The organism is Demequina iriomotensis (genome assembly GCF_000971395.1).
Lineage (GTDB): Bacteria > Actinomycetota > Actinomycetes > Actinomycetales > Demequinaceae > Demequina > Demequina iriomotensis.
Genome location: NZ_BBME01000020.1, coordinates 1 through 18,653, shown reverse-complemented (window position 1 = coordinate 18,653; position 18,653 = coordinate 1). Strand labels below are relative to the sequence as shown.

The window sequence follows — 18,653 nt, the reverse complement described above, 5'->3', positions numbered from 1 at the left end:
GACATGTCCCGCCGTAGCGTCACGCCATGGACAGCCCGCTCACCGCGCTCGCCGCGCTCGCCCACCCGGTGCGCTTCGCCATGATCGACTGGCTCGTGCCCGGAGGGACGCACGCGGGCGACCTGAGCCTGTCCGCTCAGGCCGCCTTCGGCATCTCACCCGCCCGCGCATCGCAGCACCTCGGAGTGCTCGCGCGCGCGGAGCTCGTCGACCACCGGCCCGACGGCACGTGGCGGTGGTACAGCATCAACGACGGCGGAGGAGAGTCCGTGGCGGCGTGGCTCGCGGAGGTCGGGCTCAGCGGGCGTGGAGCAGGTCGTTGATCTGGATGATCTCGTCGCGACCCGGACCCACGCCGATGGTGGAGATCCTGCAGTCGCTCAGCTCCTCGACGGCCTTGACGTAGTCCTGCGCGGTCTGCGGAAGGTCCGAGAACTCGCGGCAGCCCGTGATGTCCTCGTCCCAGCCCGGGAACGTCTCGTAGACCGGCTCGGCCGCCGCGAACGCCGCCTGGTCGAGCGGCAGGTCCTGGTGGCGGACGCCGTCGACGTCGTACGCGACCGCGACCGGGATCTCCTCGATGCCGGTGAGCACGTCGAGCTTGGTGAGCACGATGTCCGTGAGTCCGTTGATGCGGGAGGCGTAGCGCGTGATGACCGAGTCGTACCAGCCGCAACGGCGCGGACGGCCGGTGGTGGTGCCGAATTCGTGACCCACGTCGCGCAGGCGGTCGCCCCACGTGTCGAGCAGCTCGGTCGGCATCGGGCCCTCACCCACACGCGTGGTGTAGGCCTTCGCGATGCCGATGACGGAGTCGATGCGGGTCGGGCCCACGCCGGACCCGGTGCACGCGCCGCCCGCGGTCGCGGACGAGGACGTGACGAACGGGTAGGTGCCGTGGTCGACGTCGAGCATCGTCGCCTGGCCGCCCTCGAAGAGGACGGTCTCGCCGGCCTCGAGGGCGTTGTTGAGCACCAGCGAGGTGTCGGTGACGTGCGGCGCGAGGCGGTCGCGGTACGCCAGCAGCTCGTCGGCGACCTCGTCGACGGTGATCGCGCGGCGGTTGTAGACCTTGACCAGCAGGTGGTTCTTCGCGACCAGCGCGCCCTCGATCTTGTCGCGCAGCACCGTCTCGTCGAACAGGTCGCCCACGCGGATGCCGAGGCGGTTGATCTTGTCGGCGTACGCGGGGCCGATGCCGCGGCCCGTGGTGCCGATCTTGCGCTTGCCCAGGAAGCGCTCGGTCACGTTGTCCAGGGTGCGCGCGTACGGGGCGATGACGTGCGCCGCGTTCGAGACGAGAAGGTCGGAGGTGTCGACGCCGCGCTCGTTCAGCGCGTCGAGCTCCTGGAAGAGCACGCGCAGGTCGACCACGACGCCGTTGCCGATCACCGGCGTGCAGCCGGGCGTGAGGATGCCCGAGGGGAGCAGGTGCAGCGCGAACTTCTGGTCGCCGATCACCACCGTGTGCCCGGCGTTGTTGCCGCCGTTGAACTTCACGACGTAGTCGACTCGCGAGCCGAGGAGGTCGGTCGCCTTCCCCTTGCCCTCATCGCCCCACTGGGCTCCGACGATCACTGCTCCGGGCATCGTGCCCTCTCCCCTCACCCCGGTTCATGCCGGGGGCTTGGTGCCGGCCTTGTACGCAGCCGAACGTACACGAGCCCCGATCAGCCGGTCCGACCGATCGGGGCTCGCGCCTGCCGAATCTCGGACTTAGATCTTCTTGCCGGCGGAGCCGAGCTGCTGGCACGCCTCGACCACGCGGGCCGCCATGCCGGCCTCGGCGAGCTTGCCCCAGGCGCGCGGGTCGTAGGCCTTCTTGTTGCCCCACTCGCCGTCGACCTTGAGGACGCCGTCGTAGTTCTTCATCATGTGGTCGACCACGGGACGCGTGTATGCGTACTGCGTGTCCGTGTCGATGTTCATCTTGATGACGCCGTGCGAGACCGCGGTCGCGATCTCCTCGGCCGTCGAGCCCGAGCCGCCGTGGAAGACGAGGTCGAACGGCTTCTCCTTGCCGAACTTCGCGGCAGCGGCGGCCTGGATGTCGCCGAGGATCTCCGGGCGCAGCTTGACGGCGCCGGGCTTGTACGCGCCGTGCACGTTGCCGAAGGTCATGGCGGTGAGGTAGCGGCCGCGCTCGCCGAGGCCGAGGCGCTCGATGGTCGCGATGCCGTCCTCGGGGGTCGAGTAGAGCTTGTCGTTGACCTCGGCCGAGTGGCCGTCCTCCTCGCCTCCGACGACGCCGATCTCGATCTCGAGGATCGTGTCGGCGGCCTGCGACAGCTCGAGGAGCTCCTCGGCGATCGCGAGGTTCTCGTCCATCGGCACGGACGAGCCGTCCCACATGTGCGAGTTGAAGATGGGGCCGTTGCCCGAGGCGATCGACTCGGCCTCGAGCTTGAGCAGCGGCTTCAGCCACTCCTCGAGGTACACCTTGTGGCAGTGGTCCGTGTGCAGCGCGATGGTGACGCCGTACTTCTCGGCGACCACGCGGGCATAGGCCGCGAGCGCGAGCGAGCCGACCACCGCGTCCTTGATGGTCGAGCCGGAGGCGTACTGACCGCCACCGACGGAGACCTGGATGATGCCGTCGGACTCGGCCTCCGCGAAGCCCTGGATGGCGGCGGTGACGGACGACGACGACGTGATGTTGATCGCGGGGAACGCGTAGCCGCCGGCCTTGGCGGCGTCCAGCATCGCGGCGTAGGACTCGGTGGTGGCGATAGCCATGGGTAACTCCTGAGCTTGTGCGGATGGAACCGCCAGCCATTCTGTCAGATTTCGCCACACCGGTGGTGGCGAAGGTCCCGGTTGGCAGGCCCTTCCGGGCCGCCCGTCACCCCCGATGCCCCGCCGCGACGTCGCCGTGCAGCCGGATCCAGGCGTGCATCGCGATCGCGGCCGCGGCGCCCGCGTTGATGGACCGCGTCGAGCCGTACTGGCCGATCGCGAGGGTCGCGGTCGACGCGTCGCGGATCGCATCGGACAGCCCCACCGACTCCTGCCCGAAGACCAGGACGCACGCACGCGGCAGCGCGTAGGTCTCAAGCGGCACAGAGCCCGGGAGGTTGTCGATGCCGATGACCGGCAGCCCCGCCTGCGCCGCCCAGCGCGCGAGGTCGTCCACCGTCGGGTGGTGGCGGATGTGCTGGTACCGGTCGGTCACCATCGCGCCGCGCCGGTTCCAGCGCCGGTTGCCGACGATGTGCACCTCGCGCGCGAGGAACGCGTTCGCCGTGCGCACCACCGAGCCGATGTTGAGGTCGTGCTGCCAGTTCTCGATCGCGACGTGGAACGGGTGCCGGCGCTCGTCGAGGTCGGTCACGATCTCCTCGTGCCGCCAGTAGCGGTAGCGGTCGACCACGTTGCGCCGGTCGCCGTGGGCGAGCAGCTCGGGATCGAGCCGCGTGTCCGCGGGGAGCGGGCCCTCCCAGGGACCCACGCCGTGCGCGGGAGCCCGGTCGCCGTCGGCCGCATCGGCGCCGGTCACGCGCGTCCGCCCGCGGCCCAGGCGCCGCCGAGCTTGGTGCGCGCCGACGTGTTGAGCACCGAGCCCGCGTACAGGCGCGCGCCGATCGCCACGAGCCCGAGCGCGGTCAGCGCGACCACGGCCATCGCCGCCCACGGCTCCCATGCCGCCGCATCGCCGGTCACCACCCGCGCGGGCATCATGAGCGGCGCCGTGAGCGGGAAGTACGACAGCGCGACCCGCAGCGGTCCCTCATCCTGGATGAGGATCGCGCTGAAGAACGGCACCATCACCGCGATCTGCATGTACAGCGTCGTGGACTGCAGCTCCTCGACGCGCGACGCGAGCGAGCCCGCGACGGCCCACAGGCACGCCAGCATGAGGAAGCCGAGGACGAAGAACGCGAGGAACCACCCGCTCACCACGAGCACCTGCGACACGATCTCGCCCTGACCCATCGCGCGCGCGCCGAGCAGGCCCGCGCCCACGATGAGCACCACCTGCCCGAGCGCCATCACCGCGTTGCCGAGCACCTTGCCGGCGAGCAGCCAGCGGATCGGCACCGCCGCCACGAGGATCTCGACCACGCGAGAGGACTTCTCCTCGACCACCGACTGCGCGATCGCGATGCCGAACGTGAGCACCGTGAAGTAGAACATGAAGCCGAAGATCACGATGACGAGCTCGGGTGGCACCGGCTGGTCGGGCCGCGGCTCGAGCAGGTCGACCCGCGGCGGCGTCGGGCTCGTCAGGGCCGCGACCTGGTCCGGGCTCAGCCCCGCGTCGGCGGCCACCACCTGCGCGGCGACCGTCGCCGATGCGGCGCCGACCAGCTCCTCGAGCGCGCCCGGCACCCCGTCCACGGCGGTCACGACGACGGTTCCGTCCGCGTCGACCGACAGCGCGGCGGCGACCTCCGGATCGGCGACCGCATCCGCGGGGTCGTCGGAGTCGACCACCGTGATGGTCGCCTCGGGAAGCCCGAGCCCGCCCGCGGCGCCGATCGCGGCGGCGGTGTCCGCCACCGTCCGGGCCTCCACGGTGGAGGCGACCGTGTACTCGGGGGTGTCGCCCTCGAGGAGCGCCGGCACCACGACGGCGATGACGATCACGGCGACGAAGACGAGCGTCGACGCGATGAAGCCCTTGTCGCGGAGCTTGACCGCGACCTCGCGACCGGCGACGAGCCGGATCAGGTCCGTGCGTGAGGCGCTCATCGGGCCACCTCCGCGAACAGGTCCGCGAGCGAGGGAAGCACGCGCGAGAAGTGGCCCACGGGTCCGGCCTGCTGGGCGGCCGCGAGCAGCGCCTGGGGGTCGGCCGCCTCGTCGAGGTCGACGACGGTGCCGCGCTCCCCCGCCTCGACCACGGTCATGCCCGCGAGCACGGGCGCCCATCCGGGGCTGCCGTCGACCACCACGCGATAGCGCCGACCGGCGCGCTCCTCGCGGAGCGCGCGCGCCTCGCCCGCCGCGACCACGCGGCCCTCATGGATGAGCACCAGGTCGTCGCAGAGCCGCTCGACCAGGTCGAGCTGGTGGCTCGAGAACAGCACGGGCACGCCCGCCTCGGCGCGCGCCCGCAGCCGCTCCGCCATGGCGTCCATCGCGATCGGGTCCAGCCCCGAGAACGGCTCGTCGAGGATGAGCACCTCCGGCTCGTGGATGAGCGCCGCGGCGACCTGGACGCGTTGCTGGTTGCCCAGCGACAGCGTGTGGAGGAGGTCCTCGGCGCGCTCGGTGAGCCCGAGCGCCTCGAGGAGCTCCCGCGCGCGGGCGCGCGCCGTCTCCCGCGGCACCCCGAGCACCCGCGCCAGGTAGACGAGCTGCTCCGCGACCTTCATCTTCGGGTAGAGGCCACGCTCCTCGGGCATGTACCCGATGCGGCGGCGCACGTCGAGCGTCATCGGCTCGCCGCGGAAGGTCACGCGACCGGAATCGGGCGCGAGCACCCCGACGATCGCGCGCATCGTGGTCGTCTTGCCGGCACCGTTCGCGCCCACGAAGCCGGTGAGCCGGCCGGGCCTCACCTCGAACGTCACCCCGTCGAGCGCCTGTCGATCGCCGAACCGGTGGGAGAGGTCGCGGACCTCGAGCGTCGCGTGAGTCACCCGGCCGACGCTACCAACCGCGGGCGTCGGGGCGCGCCTCAGCCCTCGGCGAGCGCGACCCGCAGCGCGGCCGCGGAGGCCCGCGCCTTGGCGCGTGCCTCGTCCACGTCCTCGCCGCGCGCGACGGTGACCGCGACGCGACGGCGGCCGTCGACGCGAGGCTTGCCGAAGAGCCGCAGGTCCGTGCCCGGCGCGGCGAGCGCATCGTCCACCCCGGAGAACACGGGGATGCCGGTGCCCTCGGCGAGGACGGCGCAGGAGGCCGCGGGTCCGAGCGCCATCACCTCGGGCACCGGCAGGCCGAGCACCGCGCGGGCATGGAGCGCGAACTCGCTGAGGTCCTGCGACGCCAGCGTGACCAGCCCCGTGTCGTGCGGACGGGGCGAGACCTCGGAGAAGATGACCTCGTCGCCGCGCACGAACAGCTCCACGCCGAACACGCCGCGGCCTCCGAGCTCCCCCGTGACCGCACCGGCGATGCGTCGCGACTCGGCGAGCGCGGCCTCGGACATGGGCTGCGGCTGCCAGGACTCGCGGTAGTCGCCGTCCACCTGCGTGTGCCCGACCGGCGGCAGGAAGGTGGTGCCGCCGGCGTGGCGCACCGTGAGCTGGGTGATCTCGTAGTCGAAGTCGACGAACCCCTCGACGATGATGCGGCTGCCCTCCGCACGTCCGCCCTCGACCGCGTACGTCCACGCGGCGTCGACGTCGGCCGCCGTGCGGATGACGGACTGCCCCTTCCCCGACGAGGACATCACGGGCTTCACCACCACGGGCATGCCCAGCTCCGCGACCGCCGCCACGAGCCCGTCCCGCGTGTCGACGAAGCGGTAGGGGGACGTGGGCAGCCCGAGCTCCTCGGCGGCGAGGCGGCGGATGCCCTCGCGATCCATCGTGAGGATCGTGGCGCGCGCGGTGGGGATCACGGTCGCGAGGCCGGCGCCCTCCACGGCGGCGAGCACGTCGGTCGCGATCGCCTCGATCTCCGGGATGATCACGTGCGGGCGCTCGACGTCGATCACCTCGCGGAGCGCGCCGGGATCCAGCATGTCGACCACCCGGGCACGATGCGCGACCTGCATCGCCGGCGCGCCGGCGTAGCGGTCGACCGCGATGACCTCGACGCCGAGGCGCACGAGCTCGAGCGCGACCTCCTTGCCGAGCTCGCCCGAGCCGAGGAGCATGGCACGGGTCGCGTGCGGGGTCAGCGGGGTGCCGAGCGTGACGGTCATGCGGCCATCCTCCCAGCGCGGCGGCGGCGGTGCTGGCCGGCCGCGCGGGCGCGGGTTGCGGCCGTCGGTGTGCGACTCGTGTGCAGGTTGTTCACCCGGTGGTGAAACAGGCCCTCGGCACGGGCGCGTCCGCGTGTCGGCAGGCGGGGAAGCCATCCCGGCCGCAACCTTGTTTCAGCGCGGTGTGAAGCACGCGGGAGAGCGAGCATCGCGACGCGGCGTCGCGCAGCGGGCAGCTACCCGACGGGACCGCCCGCCGCCGGTCCCGCCTCGCGAGGACCCTCGAGCAGGAACGCGGGGATCGCGTCGACCAGGTCGTAGAGCGCCCCGACCACGAGCGGGAGCTCCGCGAGGTCGCTCGCGGACGTCGCGTACGAGAGGATCGCCGACCCCTCGATCACGAAGGCCCGGCCCGCCAGGTCGTCGCCGAGCAGCCGCGCGATCACGCGCGGCGTGAGGATCGCATGCGCCACGCGCTCGTCGTCGGCCCACACCTTCCAGCGCTGGTTGAACTCGTGGGACTCGGTGTCGAGATCGCGAGCGCCCAGCCTCCCCAGGGCGCGGAGCACCGCGTTGTCCCCGGTCAGGCGCATGGTGGGCAGCGCGACGGGCAGCGGCACCCACGTCACCTGGAACGAGTGCGTCGTGGTGGTCGTGCGTCCCTCGCCGTCGCGGCTCTCGGTCTCGTACGAGTAGGCGAAGGTCTCGAAGGGACGCCCGCCCATCGTCCCCCACACGATGTCGCGAGCGCGGCGCCGGCGCCCGATCCCGAACGGCGGGCTGGTGAAGTACGCGGTCCGCGACGGGTCCTCGGCCAGGTGGCCCAGGTGATGCGCGGCGACGGTCGCGGAGATCGCGTCGCGACGCCTCCGCGACGCACGGAACCCGCGCACCGCGAGGACCACCATGAGCGCGACGACCCCGAGGAAGATCAGCGGGAACACCACGAAGGCGCCGCCGAGGAGCGCACCCGCCGCGCCGAACGGGTCGGGCAGCATCAGAACTGCACGTTCGGCGCCTGACGCGCGGCGTCCTGCGTCTCGAAGTACTCCTCGCGCGTGAAGCCGAACATGTTCGCGATGATCACCGTGGGGAACGTCTCGATGCGGGTGTTGAGCGAGCGCACGTTCGCGTTGTAGAAGCGGCGGCCGGCGGCGACGCGGTCCTCGGTGTTGGTGAGCTCCTGCTGGAGCTGCATGAAGTTCTGGTTGGCCTTGAGGTCGGGGTAGGCCTCCGCCACCGCGAACAGGCGTCCCAGCGCCTGGGTGAGCACGTTCTCCTGCGCCGCCTGCTCGGCGGGCGAGGACCCGGGCGCCGCGGCGATGGTGCGGGCCTGCGTGACCGCCTCGAGCGTGCTCGCCTCGTGCTTCGCGTACCCCTTGACCGTCTCGACGAGGTTGGGGATGAGGTCGTGCCGGCGCTGCAGCTCGACGTCGATCTGACGCCAGGCCTCCTGGACCAGGTTCCGCAGCCGGACGAGCCCGTTGTAGGCCGCGACGGCCCACAGCGCCACGATCACGAGGATCACGACGAGCGCGATGAGGATCCATTCCCACATGTGTCTCTCCTGACGTCTCTGCGCGACTCTAGCGAGGTTCGCCAGCGGGGGACAGGATCACGCGCGCGGCGGGTCCGCGTCCCACGGGGCGGCGCGCCAGTCCTCGCGCCCGTCGCCGTCGGCGTCGACGCCGATGCCGGTGTAGCGCCCCGAGTTGAGCACGCCCGGCGTGGTCGCCCAGGCGGGCCCGCTCAGCGGCGCCTCGGGATCCCTCACGCCGTGGCCGGCGTCCGCATAGGCGCGCAGCACGTGCGCCGGGATGCGGCGCGCGATCCCGGAGACGACGCCGAGGCGGGCGGCGAGCGAGCCGACGCCCTCCCGGCCCGCGCTCCACACGAGCACCGCTCCGCCGTCGATGCGGATCGACCTGCCCTGCGCATCGTCCGCGAGCAGGCGTTCGATCATGCGCGGGTCGATGACGTCGTGGCCGTAGCGGCGATCGCGCGAGATGACCCGCCAGCGCGCGTTGAACGCGTGCGACTCGACCTCGATGTCGACGCCTCCGAGCATCTGCGCGACCCGGCTGGCCGCGGACTCGGGGACGATGTCGAGGCGCGGCAGCCGCACCGGAAGCTCCGCGAGGGTCACCTGGAACACCTGGGCGGAGGTCCGCTCGCCGTCGCGCTGGCGTTCGACGATGTGCGTGAACGTCGCGCAGCGCACGCCGCCGTACGCGCCGCGCAGCACGTCCTCCTGGCGCACCGAGGTGCCGCCGAGGTCGAACGGGTGGCCCGCGAACCGCGTCGAGTACGCCGCGGTGCGAGGGGTGTGCTCCCACCCGTGGGTCGCGGCGAAGCGCTCCGCCTCGCCCGCGTGCCGCGTGCGGGACCACCATTCCCAGGCGATCAGGCCCGCGACGACGGCGCCCACGACCACGAGCGCGAGGTCGAACGGCCCGCCGCCCGCGATCCACGCGAACGCCGCGAGACCGGCGAGCGCACCCGCACCGACGCGCACCGATGTGATCCCTCGCATGCGGGTCACCCTAGCGAGCCGAGGTCAACGTCGGCTCAGGCGAGCCCGAGGTCCTCGAGCCCGTACAGGTAGAGGTAGGGCAGGCCCTCCTCCTCGATCACCTGACGCGCGCCGGTGTCGCGGTCGACGATCACGGCGACGGCGACGACCTCCGCACCGGCCTCCTTGAGCGCGCTCACCGCGGTGAGCACCGAGCCGCCCGTGGTCGAGGTGTCCTCGACCGCGACGACGCGGCGGCCGGCCACGTCCGGGCCCTCGATGCGGCGCTGCAGGCCGTGCGCCTTCGACTCCTTGCGCACCACGAAAGCGTCGAGGTCGAGCCCGCGCGAGGCCGCCGCGTGGAGCAGCGAGCCCGCCACCGGGTCGGCCCCCAGGGTGAGCCCACCCACCGCGTCGATGTCGGCCGGGCCGTAGCCGGCCTCCTCGAGCGCGTCGAGGAGCACGTGCCCGACGAGCGGTGCCGCACGGTGGTGCAGAGTGATGCGGCGCAGGTCGACGTAGTAGTCCGCCTCCTTGCCCGAGGCGAGGGTGATGCGGCCGTGGACCACGGCCAGCTCCTTGATGAGGTCGCGCAGCTGCTCGCGAGGGGTACCGGTCATGGCCCCCAGCCTAACGGCGGACGATGCGGGTCCCGGGTTCGGTGCTCAGTCCCGCTGCTGGCTCCGCCGCCCGCGCGTGAGGCGGCGAGGCACCGCGCGCAGCACGGCGCCGGCGACGGCGTAGCCGGGCGAGGGCGTGACCACGGTCTGCCCGCGGCGCACGGCCGCCAAAGCGGACGCGACCACGCGCTCCGGGTCGAGCCAGACCGCGTCGGGGAAGTCGTCGCGCATGTGGCGCAGCGTGTCCGCGTCGTGGAAGCGCGTGCGCACCAGGCCCGGCAGCACCGCGGTCGCGGTGACGCCCGTGCCCTCGAGCTGGCCCGCGAGCGCCTGGGTGAAGTCCACCGCCCAGCGCTTGTGCGCGGCGTACGTGCTGTTCGCGAGGTGCGCGGCCACCGAGGACACGCTGAGGACGGCGCCGTGGCCGCGCTCGACCATGCCCGGGATCGCGGCGTGCGCGAGGCGGAGCGGCGCGGTGACGTGGATGTCGAGCAGCGCCTTCTCGCGCTTCCAGGTCGACTCGGTGAAGGGCTCGCCCAGGCCGAAGCCGGCGTTGTTCACCAGCAGGCTCACGGGGCGCTCGTCGGCCTGGAGGCGTGCCGCGACGGCGGAGCGCCCCTTCTCGGTCGTGAGGTCCGCCTCGAGGATCTCGGCGTGGCGTCCGGTCGCGCCCTCGAGCAGGTGCGCGACCTCGCTCAGCCGGTCGCGCGAGCGCGCCACCAGCACCACGTCGTGGCCCGCGGTGGCGAGCTGCCACGCGAACTCCTCTCCCAGCCCCGCCGAGGCCCCTGTCACCAATGCGATCGCCATGCGACGAGGCTACCGGCGCATCGTCCGCCGGTATTTTGGTGACCATGCGACTCGCCACCTGGAACGTGAACTCCATCCGCGCCCGCGTCGACCGCGTGGTCGACTGGCTCGAGCGGTCGGGCACGGACGTGCTCGCGATGCAGGAGATCAAGTGCAAGCCCGAGCAGTTCCCTCGTGAGGCCTTCGAGGCGGCGGGCTACGAGCTCGCGATCCATGGCCTCAACCAGTGGAACGGCGTCGCGATCGCCTCGCGCGTGGGGCTCGCGGGCGTGGAGACCTCGTTCCCGGCGCAGCCGGGCTTCGCCAAGACCGGCGAGCCCGCCCTCGAGGCCCGCGCGCTCGGCGCGACCGCGGGCGGCGTCCGCGTGTGGAGCCTTTACGTCCCGAACGGCCGCGGCCTCGCGGATCCGCACTACGCCTACAAGCTCGACTTCCTCGCCCGCCTGCGCGACGCGGCCGTGACGTGGAAGGACGCCCCGACCGCGCTGGTCGGGGACTTCAACGTCGCGCCGCTGCCGACGGACATCTGGTCCGAGGAGGACTCGGAGGCCGTCACGCACGTCACCCCCGAGGCCCGCGCGGCCTTCCATGCCTTCGAGGCCGCGGGGTACGAGGAGCTGTCGCGCCGCTTCCTGCCCGACGAGCGGACCTACACGTTCTGGGACTACAAGGCGCTGCGGTTCCCCAAGGGCGAGGGCATGCGGATCGACTTCGCCTACGCGTCGCCGTCGCTCGCCGCGCGCGCGACCGGCGTGAGCATCGTCCGCGACGAGCGCAAGGGCAAGGGCGCCTCCGACCACGTGCCCGTGGTCGTCGACCTCGCGGAGGCCTGATGACGGAGGGGTTCGTCGCCCCGCCGATGCTGGGCGACGAGACGGACGATGCGCACTCGCCCGCCGCTCGGCGTCCCGGTCGCGCCCCGCGCCGCCGGGTGCGGGGCCGCCGGCTCGCGTGGATCGTGGGCGGAGCGGCGGCGCTCGCGATCGGCGCCGGGGTGCTGGCGGACGTGGTCCTCGAGTCCCAGGCCCGCGGCCTCGAGCCGGCCGAACGCGGCGCCACGGGCCGCCTCTCCTCCGTGAGGCTCGTCGCGGGGCTGTGCCTCGCGGACGCGCCTCCCGCGGGTGACGCCGCGGGCGACGTCACGGCGGTCGCGTGCGACGCGCCGCACCACGCGGAGTCGATCGCCGCCTACTCGTTCGCCTCGGACGCCTGGCCGGGCGACGATGCGGTGGCGGCGACCGCACTCGACTTCTGCGCGGCGCAGGTCGCGCGCCTGACGCCCGACGCGCTCGCGCCGGGCCTCGACTGGCGCGTCTGGGCTCCCAGCCTCGAGACCTGGGAGCGCGGCGACCGCACCGCGGTGTGCCTGGTGACGGCCCAGGCGGCGCTCACGGGCTCGCTCGAGCGCGGCGACGCCGCGTGGGCACCCGTCGACGGCTGATCAGCCGAGCAGCCGCCCTCGCGCCGAGATCGCGGCGAGCACGGCGGGCTCGCCCTGCTCGGTGAGCCACTGCAGCAGGCTCGCGGGCGCCGAAGGGTTCGCGGCGATCGCGGGCCGCAGCTCGGGATGCGCGTACGCCAGCTCCGACAGCTCGGTGGCGGTCGCGTACGGGCTGGTCGCGAGGAGCCGCGCGGAGCCCTGGCCGTGCGCGGCGAACGGCACCGGATCGGGATCGGTGCGGTAGGTGACGGCCACCGAGGTCGGCGTGGTGCGCACCGCGCGAGCCTCCCGGACGAGCCGATGCACGAGCATCGCGATGATCACCACCGGGATGAGCGGCAGCGCGAGCACGACGGGCGGCACATGCACGTCGACGGCGTACTCGGTGAGGAGCGCGAAGGCGATGAAGGAGACGGCCCCGACGAGGAAGATGGCCCTCGAGCCGGCGGCCAGGGCCACGCGAGAGTGGAGAGAGGCGATGACGACGAGCAGGAGCATTCCCCCCGTGACGACCAGTGCAAGAGACTCGGTCGACCAGCTCACTGCTCGAACCCCTCTCCACCTCCCGCGTGTACCTCGGTATGAGGTTCTCGCGAGCGCCGCGGAGCGACAAGCCCCCACTTATGGGGGCACCGGCGCCGGCTGACGTGGCACCCCTGCTATCCGGCCGGGTTCGACTACAGTGCGAGGGGTAAGGAAGGGGGTGGCCCATGACGGCCGCGAAGGAGCGCCGGGTCATCGCGCTGGTCGAGGATCACGCGCTCATCTCCCTGGGCTTCCGGGACCTCGTGGAGGGCGCGCCGGACCTCGAGCTCGCCGGGCTCGTGGAGAGCGTCGACTCGCTGCCCGGGCTCGGGCGCACGCTCGATCTGGTGGTGCTCGACCTGCGCCTCGCCGACGGGTCGACGCCCGAGTCGAACATCGACGCGATCCACCAGATGGGGGCGCACGTCCTCATCTACACCGGCGGCGAGGACCGCAAGCTGATCCAGTCGGCGGCACGCGCCGGTGCGCTGGGGCTCATCCGCAAGTCCTCCGAGCCGGACGTGCTGCTGGACGCCATCCGCACCGCCGCCGCGGGCCAGGAGGTCTTCGGCACGGACTGGGCCGCCGCCATCGACTCCGACGACTCGCTCGCGGACGCCAAGCTGAGCGCGCGCGAGCGCGAGATCCTGTCGCTCTACGCGTCCGGGCTCACCGCGTTCTCCGTCGCCCGCCACCTGGGCGTGTCGCGCGAGACCGTCGCCGACTACGTCAGCCGCATCCGCCGCAAGTACGCCGATGCGGGACGCCCCGCGGCGTCGCGGGTGGACCTGTACAAGCGCGCGCTCGAGGATGGTCTGCTCGAAGGTCCCCAGTGACGGGCCCGAGCCCGGCGCGCGAGCGCCTCCAGCGGACCCTGCTCACCGCGCTCGGCATCGGCGCCCTCATCTTCGGCGCGCTGCTCGCCGGTGGGGCGAGCGGATGGATCGCGCAGATCGACCAGCTGCGCTCGCCCTTCGGGCTGCTCACGGTCATCGTGGGCATCGGCGTGCCGGCGAGCTACACGGTGATGGCGCGCGTGGTGCCGATCCGACCGCTGCTCCTCATCGCGGGCACCACCTCAATGGTGTTCCTCGCCATCGAGCTGCTGTGGCCGTCCATGATGCGCGAGCAGTTCCTCGCGGACGACGCGACGCCGTGGATCCAGGGGGTCACCGCCGTCCATGCGACCGCCGCCGCGATCTCCTGGCCCCGCGTCGTCGGCTGGGCGTACCCGCTCTCCCAGGGGCCCATCGTCGCCTTCACCCAGATCCAGGTGAGGGACGATGCGGCGCTCCCTGCCACCCTCGACGGGCTCGGCGCGATCATCTTCTGCCTCATCGTGTGCGGCATCTCGATCGCGGTGATCTCCGCGGGCGAGCGCCAGGACGCGGCCGCCACGCATGCGCGCGAGCAGGCCGCGCTCGAGGCGAGCAGGCGCACGCGTGAGGCCGAGCAGAACCGCATCAACGCCATCGTCCACGACGACGTGATGTCGGTGCTCCTCGCCGCGTCGCGGCCCACTCCCCCCGCGAGCCTCGCGGACCAGGCGGTGCGTGCGCTCGCGAGCGTCGAGTCGCTCGCGAGCGGGCACACCGAGTCGCGCGACTACGACCCGGAGGAGTTCGTCGCGGTGGTGCGGTCGACGGCCGCCGCGCTCGATCCCGCGATCCCCGTGCGGTACGCGGTCGACGGCGACGCGCCGCTGCCGGCGGGGGTGGTCGCGGCGTTCGCGGAAGCCACCGCCGAGGCGCTCCGCAACACGCTGGGCCACGCCGGGGACGACTGCGACCCGCGGGTCGAGTGCGACGTCGACGCCACATCCGCGCGCGTGGTGGTGAGCGACCGCGGCGCGGGCTTCGCCGCGACGCGCATCCCGCCGCGCCGGCTCGGCATCCGCGTGAGCATCCTCGAGCGGATGCGAGCCGTCACCGGCGGCGACGCGGACGTGAGCTCCGCCCCCGGCCGCGGGACCACCGTGACGCTCACGTGGAGCCGCGCATGAGCCACACCACCGCGCCGCCGCAGGCCTCGCGCACCGTCGACGTCAGCCGCCTGCTCGCGCTGCGCTCCGAGGGCGCGAGCCTGATCCTCGGCGTCTTCATCGTCACCAACGTGGTGTTCACCCTCGCGACGCTGCAGTCGCTCAGCGTGACGTGGCCCGCGTACATCGCCGCCGCCATCGTCAGCCTCGCCGGCGTGCTCCTCGGACGGCCTCACCCGGACCCGTTCCCGCTGCGCGACTCGATCCTGGTGGTCGCGGCGGTCCTGGCATCGACGCTGCTCATCTCCTGGTGCCTGCCGACGCAGGGGCCCGTCGGACGCGAGTCGTGGCACCTGGGCTCCAACACCTGGCTGCTGTGGTTCCTCATCTTGCGTGGACGCACCGCGCTCGCGTGGGGAGCGATGGCCGGCATGACGGCGATCACGTGCGTGTGGACGGCGACCACGGGGCGCGGACCGCTCGCCGGCCTCGGCATGGTCGACACGCAGGTGGGGCTGCTGGTGGTCGCGACCCTGTTCGTCACCACCCTGCGCCGCACCGCGCACCGCATCAACGAGCTCACCGAGCGCTCCGTCGATGCCGCGGCCGCCGCCGCGACCGCGGAGGCGCAGCGTCAGGTGCGCCTCCAGCGCGCCGCCGAGGTCGCGGCCACGGCCCTGCCGCTGCTCGACCGCATCACCACGGGCGCCCCGCTCGACGATGCGGAGCGCGCCCGGATGCGCGAGGTCGAGGCGCGCCTGCGCGACGGCGTGCGCGGGCGCGCGCTCGCGACGCCCGCCGTGCTCGACGCCGCGGCGAGCGCGCGTTCGCGCGGCGTCGACGTCACGCTGCTCGACGATCGCGGCGCGAGCCTCGCGACCGGCGCGGCGATGGCGCGCGCCGACGTCGCCATCACGCAGGCGCTCGACGCCGCCTCCGGCACCATCACGGTGCGCCTGCTCCCCGCGGCGCGCGACGAGGCCCTCACCATCGTGAGCGTCGACGACGACGAGGTGCGGCGCATCGTCCTCGACGAGGACGGGAACACGACGGCGGCCTGATCCCGAGGGACCAGGCCGCCGCAGACGGGGACCGCGCGGGCTCAGCCGAGCGCGCGCGACTTGAGGCTCTCGTACTCCTCCTGGGTGATGGCGCCCGAGTCGAGCAGATCCTTGGCGGCCTTGATCTCGCCGGCCGGACCCGCCTCGCCCATGAGGCCCTGCGTGTACTCGACCTGGGCGGCGCGCACCTGCTCGGCGGCGGCGACGTCGCGCGCCGCCATGCCCTTGCCGCGCGCGAAGATGTAGATGAGCGCGCCGATGCACGGGATGAGCACCAGCAGCAGCGTCCACATGATCTTGCCGATGACCGAGAGGTCCTTGTCGCGGAACACGTCGAAGACGAAGCGGATCACCAGGAAGATGAAGCCGATCCAGATCGCGAACCACAGCGACCACAGGAGGATGTTGAAGAAGTTGGCGAAGAAGTCCATCGCTGTGCCTTTCTGAGGGGCGACGCACGATGCGCGCCGTCGCTCCTCACGCTAGCGCCTCGCGGGCACCGGCGGGAGACGAAACCCCACCAAAAACGGCGTCAACGGCCGCTGCGGGCGCGCCAGCGCCGGACCTCCTCGTCGGCGTCGCGGGTCGGGGTGACGAGCGGAGGGCCGTCCGCGGGGCGGCAGCGTGCCGAGCGGACGCGAGCGTTGAAGCCCTCGCGCACCTCGCGCTCGTCGCGCAGGCCGTCGAGCCGCGCCTCGAGCTCCGCATCCTCGCGGCGGAGCATCACCGACTCGGGGCCAAGGCCGGTGAGGTGCTCGCGCTCGACCAGGCCCCTCACCCACCAGTCCGGGTCCTGGCGCGTGAGGCCCGGGATGGGCTTGCCCGCCCCGGGGAGGTCGTCGAAGTCGCCGCGCTCCTGCGCCGCGGTGATCTGCCGCTCGACCCACAGGTGCTGCGTCGCGGCACGGTCACGGCGGCGGCGCTCGACGGCCCGCTCCTCCTGCTCGCGGCGCTCCCGGTCGGCGGCCATGCGCGCGACGGTGACCGGGGCATCGTCGATGCGCGACGCGGCGTCGCGCTCGTCACGCTCGGACGCGTAGCGAGCGGCGTCGAGGGCGGGGTCCGTGGCACGACGGCGGCGCATGCGACCATCGTCGCATCCGTGGCGGGAACGACGAAGGCGCCGACCAGAACCTGGTCGACGCCTTCACTTCCGCGCGCCCGGAGGGATTCGAACCCCCAACCTTCTGATCCGTAGTCAGATGCTCTATCCGTTGAGCTACGGGCGCGTGACCCTCGCGGGCCGAGACACAACTATACAGGGTTTCTGGAGGGCTTCAGTACATAGCGCCTGAGGGGACGTCACCGCGAGTTGCCGCGCACCGATCGAGCGAATTCGCGCCAGGGCCTTCACATCCGTGCGCGGTCGACGGCATGATCGACATGTCCGGTTCGTCCCGCACCCGCATCCACGCGGTGGCGGGCCCCGGACGCGGTCGAGGGGGATCTCGAAGGGGGATTGAGATGACCGACATGTGGAAGGGCGCGTCCTGTCTGGTGACGGGCGGCGCGGGTTTCGGGGGCAGCCACCTGGTGCGCGAGCTGGTGGATCGGGGCGCACGCGTCACCGTGATCGACCGCGAGGCCATCGCGGGCAAGCCGCTCGAGGACATGGGCGTCGAGGACGCCATCACGTTCGTGCACGGTGATCTGAGAGATGCCGCGCTGGTGCGCGAGCTCTTCGCGGAGGCCCGCTACGACGTGGTGCTGCACCTCGCTGCCGACCCGATCGTGATCAACAGCATCCGTGATCCCGAGGGCGTGGTCGACAGCAACGTGCGCGGCACCGCCACGCTGCTCGAGGCCTGTCGGCTCGCGGATGCGGCGCCGCTCTTCGTGTTCGCGTCGAGCGGCGCGTACTACGGCGACAACTTCAGCCCCGAGCCGATCCCGGAGACGCAGGAGGCAGGCCCGGCGGCGAACCTCTACGGGCCGTCGAAGGCGGCCGCGGAGATGATCGTGCGGGGCTACGGCAAGGCCTTCGGCATCCCCGTGACCGCGTGCCGATTCATGAACACCTACGGCCCCGGCGACCGCCACGAGTCGCGCCTGGTGCCGCGCGCCCTCGCCCAGCTCGCGGGCGGCGTCGAGTACGACTTCGGCGATCGCGACGACGGCTCGACGCGGCTCGACTTCCTCTACGTGGGCGACATGGCGCGCGCGTACATGAGCGCGGCCGAGCACCTCGCGGGCGGCGGCGGCGAGATCGCGTTCAACTTCGGCACCGGCACGCTCACCTCGGTGAAGGAGGTGGCCGAGCGGCTGAGCCTTGCGTACGACGGCGAGGCCCGCGCGCCGTTGTTCCGCGGCGTGCGGACGGGACCGGTGCGGCAGAAGCGCCTGGACGTCGAGAAGGCGCAGGCGATGCTCGGCTGGACCGCCACCACGGGACTCGAGGAGGGGCTCGCCGCGACGGTCGCGTGGCATCGTGCCGCCGTGCCGGCGGCCTGATCCCGGCGCATCGTCCACCCGTGGGGCGCCGGGTCCGGCCGTCCGGCGCGGTTGCGCACCCGGCCCGGCCGCGCAGCCCGCCCCGGCCCGGCCTGGCCCGGCCCGCGGAATGGGGCGCTGACGGTCGAAACCACCGGTCCGCTGCTTCCCATGGGGCATTCCCGGGAGGCGGCCTTCCACGGATGCCCCATGGCGCGCGCGCCGGCCGCCGAACCGACGGTGAGTGCCCCATTCGGGGCGGGCGGCGACGGGGGCGGCGGCGGGGGCGCGGAGCGGGGCGGCCCGGTCCGGTCCGCGGAATGGGGCGCTGACGGTCGAATCCACGGGTCCGGTGCTTCCCATGGGGCATTCCCGGGAGACAGCCGAGCGCGGATGCCCCATGGCGCGCACGCCGACCGCCGAACCGACGGTGAGTGCCCCATTCGGGGCGGGCGG

At 72.9% G+C, this 18,653-nt stretch carries 21 protein-coding genes and 1 tRNA gene; 7 read left to right on the top strand and 15 right to left on the bottom strand.

The window, feature by feature from the left end; genetic code table 11:
• The first annotated feature begins 26 nt into the window (after positions 1–26).
• Positions 27–323: an ArsR/SmtB family transcription factor gene (locus AOM09_RS13430; RefSeq protein ID WP_062389520.1), complete on the top strand. Its 297-nt coding sequence runs from the start codon at positions 27–29 to the stop codon at positions 321–323.
• On the opposite strand, the gene AOM09_RS13425 is transcribed toward AOM09_RS13430, so the two are convergent.
• The 11 genes from AOM09_RS13425 to AOM09_RS13375 all read right to left on the bottom strand — a co-directional run bounded on the left by AOM09_RS13425 (position 298) and on the right by AOM09_RS13375 (position 10,759).
• A complete protein-coding gene (locus tag AOM09_RS13425) occupies positions 298–1,590 on the bottom strand; it encodes an adenylosuccinate synthase (RefSeq protein ID WP_062389517.1) in 1,293 nt (430 codons plus the stop codon). The genes AOM09_RS13430 and AOM09_RS13425 overlap by 26 nt on opposite strands.
• 126 nt (positions 1,591–1,716) lie before the next feature.
• A complete protein-coding gene (gene fbaA, locus AOM09_RS13420) occupies positions 1,717–2,736 on the bottom strand; it encodes a class II fructose-bisphosphate aldolase (protein ID WP_062389515.1) in 1,020 nt (339 codons plus the stop codon).
• Between the two features lie 106 nt (positions 2,737–2,842).
• Positions 2,843–3,496: a TrmH family RNA methyltransferase gene (locus tag AOM09_RS13415; protein WP_062389513.1), complete on the bottom strand. Its 654-nt coding sequence runs from the start codon at positions 3,494–3,496 to the stop codon at positions 2,843–2,845.
• Positions 3,493–4,692 (bottom strand): ABC transporter permease, encoded by a 1,200-nt coding sequence (locus AOM09_RS15410; RefSeq protein WP_062389511.1) that lies wholly within the window; start codon positions 4,690–4,692, stop codon positions 3,493–3,495. The genes AOM09_RS13415 and AOM09_RS15410 overlap by 4 nt, the downstream gene beginning before the upstream one ends.
• The gene (locus AOM09_RS13405; protein ID WP_062389508.1) at positions 4,689–5,585 is read right to left on the bottom strand and encodes an ABC transporter ATP-binding protein; all 897 of its coding nucleotides are present in this window, start codon (positions 5,583–5,585) and stop codon (positions 4,689–4,691) included. The genes AOM09_RS15410 and AOM09_RS13405 overlap by 4 nt, the downstream gene beginning before the upstream one ends.
• 38 nt (positions 5,586–5,623) lie before the next feature.
• Positions 5,624–6,817 (bottom strand): formate-dependent phosphoribosylglycinamide formyltransferase, encoded by a 1,194-nt coding sequence (gene purT, locus AOM09_RS13400; RefSeq protein ID WP_062389506.1) that lies wholly within the window; start codon positions 6,815–6,817, stop codon positions 5,624–5,626.
• Between the two features lie 236 nt (positions 6,818–7,053).
• Positions 7,054–7,815, bottom strand: coding sequence for a DUF3137 domain-containing protein (locus tag AOM09_RS13395; protein ID WP_062389504.1), 762 nt, complete (start codon positions 7,813–7,815; stop codon positions 7,054–7,056).
• Positions 7,815–8,375 carry a LemA family protein gene (locus AOM09_RS13390; RefSeq protein ID WP_062389502.1) on the bottom strand — a complete coding sequence of 187 codons (561 nt, stop codon included), beginning with the start codon at positions 8,373–8,375 and terminating at the stop codon, positions 7,815–7,817. Before AOM09_RS13390 ends, AOM09_RS13395 begins: the two co-directional genes overlap by 1 nt.
• Positions 8,376–8,432: 57 nt before the next feature.
• Positions 8,433–9,350, bottom strand: coding sequence for a hypothetical protein (locus tag AOM09_RS13385; protein WP_062389499.1), 918 nt, complete (start codon positions 9,348–9,350; stop codon positions 8,433–8,435).
• A 35-nt stretch (positions 9,351–9,385) separates the two neighbouring features.
• Positions 9,386–9,949, bottom strand: coding sequence for an orotate phosphoribosyltransferase (gene pyrE, locus AOM09_RS13380; protein ID WP_062389496.1), 564 nt, complete (start codon positions 9,947–9,949; stop codon positions 9,386–9,388).
• A 45-nt stretch (positions 9,950–9,994) separates the two neighbouring features.
• Positions 9,995–10,759, bottom strand: a complete 765-nt coding sequence (locus tag AOM09_RS13375; RefSeq protein ID WP_062389495.1) for an SDR family NAD(P)-dependent oxidoreductase — start codon at positions 10,757–10,759, stop codon at positions 9,995–9,997.
• A 44-nt stretch (positions 10,760–10,803) separates the two neighbouring features.
• Here AOM09_RS13375 and AOM09_RS13370 point away from each other — a divergent pair, with 44 nt between their 5' ends.
• Together AOM09_RS13370 and AOM09_RS13365 are read left to right on the top strand one after the other, a co-directional pair.
• Positions 10,804–11,592 (top strand): exodeoxyribonuclease III, encoded by a 789-nt coding sequence (locus tag AOM09_RS13370; protein WP_062389646.1) that lies wholly within the window; start codon positions 10,804–10,806, stop codon positions 11,590–11,592.
• Entirely contained in the window at positions 11,592–12,200 is a 609-nt protein-coding gene (locus tag AOM09_RS13365) for a septum formation family protein (protein WP_062389493.1), read from the top strand. Before AOM09_RS13370 ends, AOM09_RS13365 begins: the two co-directional genes overlap by 1 nt.
• Here AOM09_RS13365 and AOM09_RS13360 read toward each other — a convergent pair whose 3' ends face one another.
• On the bottom strand, positions 12,201–12,743 hold the full coding sequence (locus AOM09_RS13360; protein WP_156162377.1) for a variant leucine-rich repeat-containing protein: 543 nt from the start codon (positions 12,741–12,743) through the stop codon (positions 12,201–12,203).
• Positions 12,744–12,910: 167 nt separating this feature from the next.
• On the opposite strand from AOM09_RS13360, the gene AOM09_RS13355 reads away from it, so the two are divergent.
• Genes AOM09_RS13355 through AOM09_RS13345 form a run of 3 tightly spaced genes read left to right on the top strand, consistent with a single transcriptional unit; the run spans position 12,911 to position 15,767 of the window.
• Positions 12,911–13,561, top strand: a complete 651-nt coding sequence (locus AOM09_RS13355) for a response regulator transcription factor (protein WP_062389490.1) — start codon at positions 12,911–12,913, stop codon at positions 13,559–13,561.
• Positions 13,558–14,727 (top strand): sensor histidine kinase, encoded by a 1,170-nt coding sequence (locus AOM09_RS13350; RefSeq protein WP_062389488.1) that lies wholly within the window; start codon positions 13,558–13,560, stop codon positions 14,725–14,727. The genes AOM09_RS13355 and AOM09_RS13350 overlap by 4 nt, the downstream gene beginning before the upstream one ends.
• Positions 14,724–15,767, top strand: coding sequence for a DUF8320 family protein (locus AOM09_RS13345; RefSeq protein ID WP_062389486.1), 1,044 nt, complete (start codon positions 14,724–14,726; stop codon positions 15,765–15,767). Before AOM09_RS13350 ends, AOM09_RS13345 begins: the two co-directional genes overlap by 4 nt.
• Positions 15,768–15,808: 41 nt before the next feature.
• Here the strand turns inward: AOM09_RS13345 and AOM09_RS13340 are convergent, their stop codons facing one another.
• The 3 genes from AOM09_RS13340 to AOM09_RS13330 all read right to left on the bottom strand — a co-directional run bounded on the left by AOM09_RS13340 (position 15,809) and on the right by AOM09_RS13330 (position 16,996).
• Positions 15,809–16,198, bottom strand: a complete 390-nt coding sequence (locus AOM09_RS13340) for an SHOCT domain-containing protein (RefSeq protein WP_062389483.1) — start codon at positions 16,196–16,198, stop codon at positions 15,809–15,811.
• A 101-nt stretch (positions 16,199–16,299) separates the two neighbouring features.
• Entirely contained in the window at positions 16,300–16,851 is a 552-nt protein-coding gene (locus AOM09_RS13335; protein ID WP_062389481.1) for a DnaJ family domain-containing protein, read from the bottom strand.
• 72 nt (positions 16,852–16,923) lie between these two features.
• Positions 16,924–16,996, bottom strand: a tRNA-Arg gene (locus AOM09_RS13330).
• Positions 16,997–17,231: 235 nt separating this feature from the next.
• Between AOM09_RS13330 and AOM09_RS13325 the strand changes: the two genes are divergently transcribed.
• Positions 17,232–18,218: an NAD-dependent epimerase/dehydratase family protein gene (locus AOM09_RS13325; protein ID WP_062389479.1), complete on the top strand. Its 987-nt coding sequence runs from the start codon at positions 17,232–17,234 to the stop codon at positions 18,216–18,218.
• Positions 18,219–18,653 lie beyond the last annotated feature (435 nt).

What these genes read in the sequence shown, in the direction of transcription:
- AOM09_RS13355 (WP_062389490.1), top strand. Translation starts at nt 12,911, where the DNA reads ATGACGGCCGCGAAGGAGCGCCGGGTCATCGCGCTGGTCGAGGATCAC.
- fbaA (WP_062389515.1), bottom strand. Translation starts at nt 2,736, where the DNA reads ATGGCTATCGCCACCACCGAGTCCTACGCCGCGATGCTGGACGCCGCC.
- AOM09_RS13385 (WP_062389499.1), bottom strand. Translation starts at nt 9,350, where the DNA reads ATGCGAGGGATCACATCGGTGCGCGTCGGTGCGGGTGCGCTCGCCGGT.
- AOM09_RS13345 (WP_062389486.1), top strand. Translation starts at nt 14,724, where the DNA reads ATGAGCCACACCACCGCGCCGCCGCAGGCCTCGCGCACCGTCGACGTC.
- AOM09_RS13340 (WP_062389483.1), bottom strand. Translation starts at nt 16,198, where the DNA reads ATGGACTTCTTCGCCAACTTCTTCAACATCCTCCTGTGGTCGCTGTGG.
- AOM09_RS13425 (WP_062389517.1), bottom strand. Translation starts at nt 1,590, where the DNA reads ATGCCCGGAGCAGTGATCGTCGGAGCCCAGTGGGGCGATGAGGGCAAG.
- AOM09_RS13390 (WP_062389502.1), bottom strand. Translation starts at nt 8,375, where the DNA reads ATGTGGGAATGGATCCTCATCGCGCTCGTCGTGATCCTCGTGATCGTG.
- AOM09_RS13395 (WP_062389504.1), bottom strand. Translation starts at nt 7,815, where the DNA reads ATGCTGCCCGACCCGTTCGGCGCGGCGGGTGCGCTCCTCGGCGGCGCC.
- AOM09_RS13375 (WP_062389495.1), bottom strand. Translation starts at nt 10,759, where the DNA reads ATGGCGATCGCATTGGTGACAGGGGCCTCGGCGGGGCTGGGAGAGGAG.
- AOM09_RS13365 (WP_062389493.1), top strand. Translation starts at nt 11,592, where the DNA reads ATGACGGAGGGGTTCGTCGCCCCGCCGATGCTGGGCGACGAGACGGAC.
- AOM09_RS13335 (WP_062389481.1), bottom strand. Translation starts at nt 16,851, where the DNA reads ATGCGCCGCCGTCGTGCCACGGACCCCGCCCTCGACGCCGCTCGCTAC.
- AOM09_RS15410 (WP_062389511.1), bottom strand. Translation starts at nt 4,692, where the DNA reads ATGAGCGCCTCACGCACGGACCTGATCCGGCTCGTCGCCGGTCGCGAG.
- pyrE (WP_062389496.1), bottom strand. Translation starts at nt 9,949, where the DNA reads ATGACCGGTACCCCTCGCGAGCAGCTGCGCGACCTCATCAAGGAGCTG.
- AOM09_RS13370 (WP_062389646.1), top strand. Translation starts at nt 10,804, where the DNA reads ATGCGACTCGCCACCTGGAACGTGAACTCCATCCGCGCCCGCGTCGAC.
- purT (WP_062389506.1), bottom strand. Translation starts at nt 6,817, where the DNA reads ATGACCGTCACGCTCGGCACCCCGCTGACCCCGCACGCGACCCGTGCC.
- AOM09_RS13430 (WP_062389520.1), top strand. Translation starts at nt 27, where the DNA reads ATGGACAGCCCGCTCACCGCGCTCGCCGCGCTCGCCCACCCGGTGCGC.
- AOM09_RS13325 (WP_062389479.1), top strand. Translation starts at nt 17,232, where the DNA reads ATGACCGACATGTGGAAGGGCGCGTCCTGTCTGGTGACGGGCGGCGCG.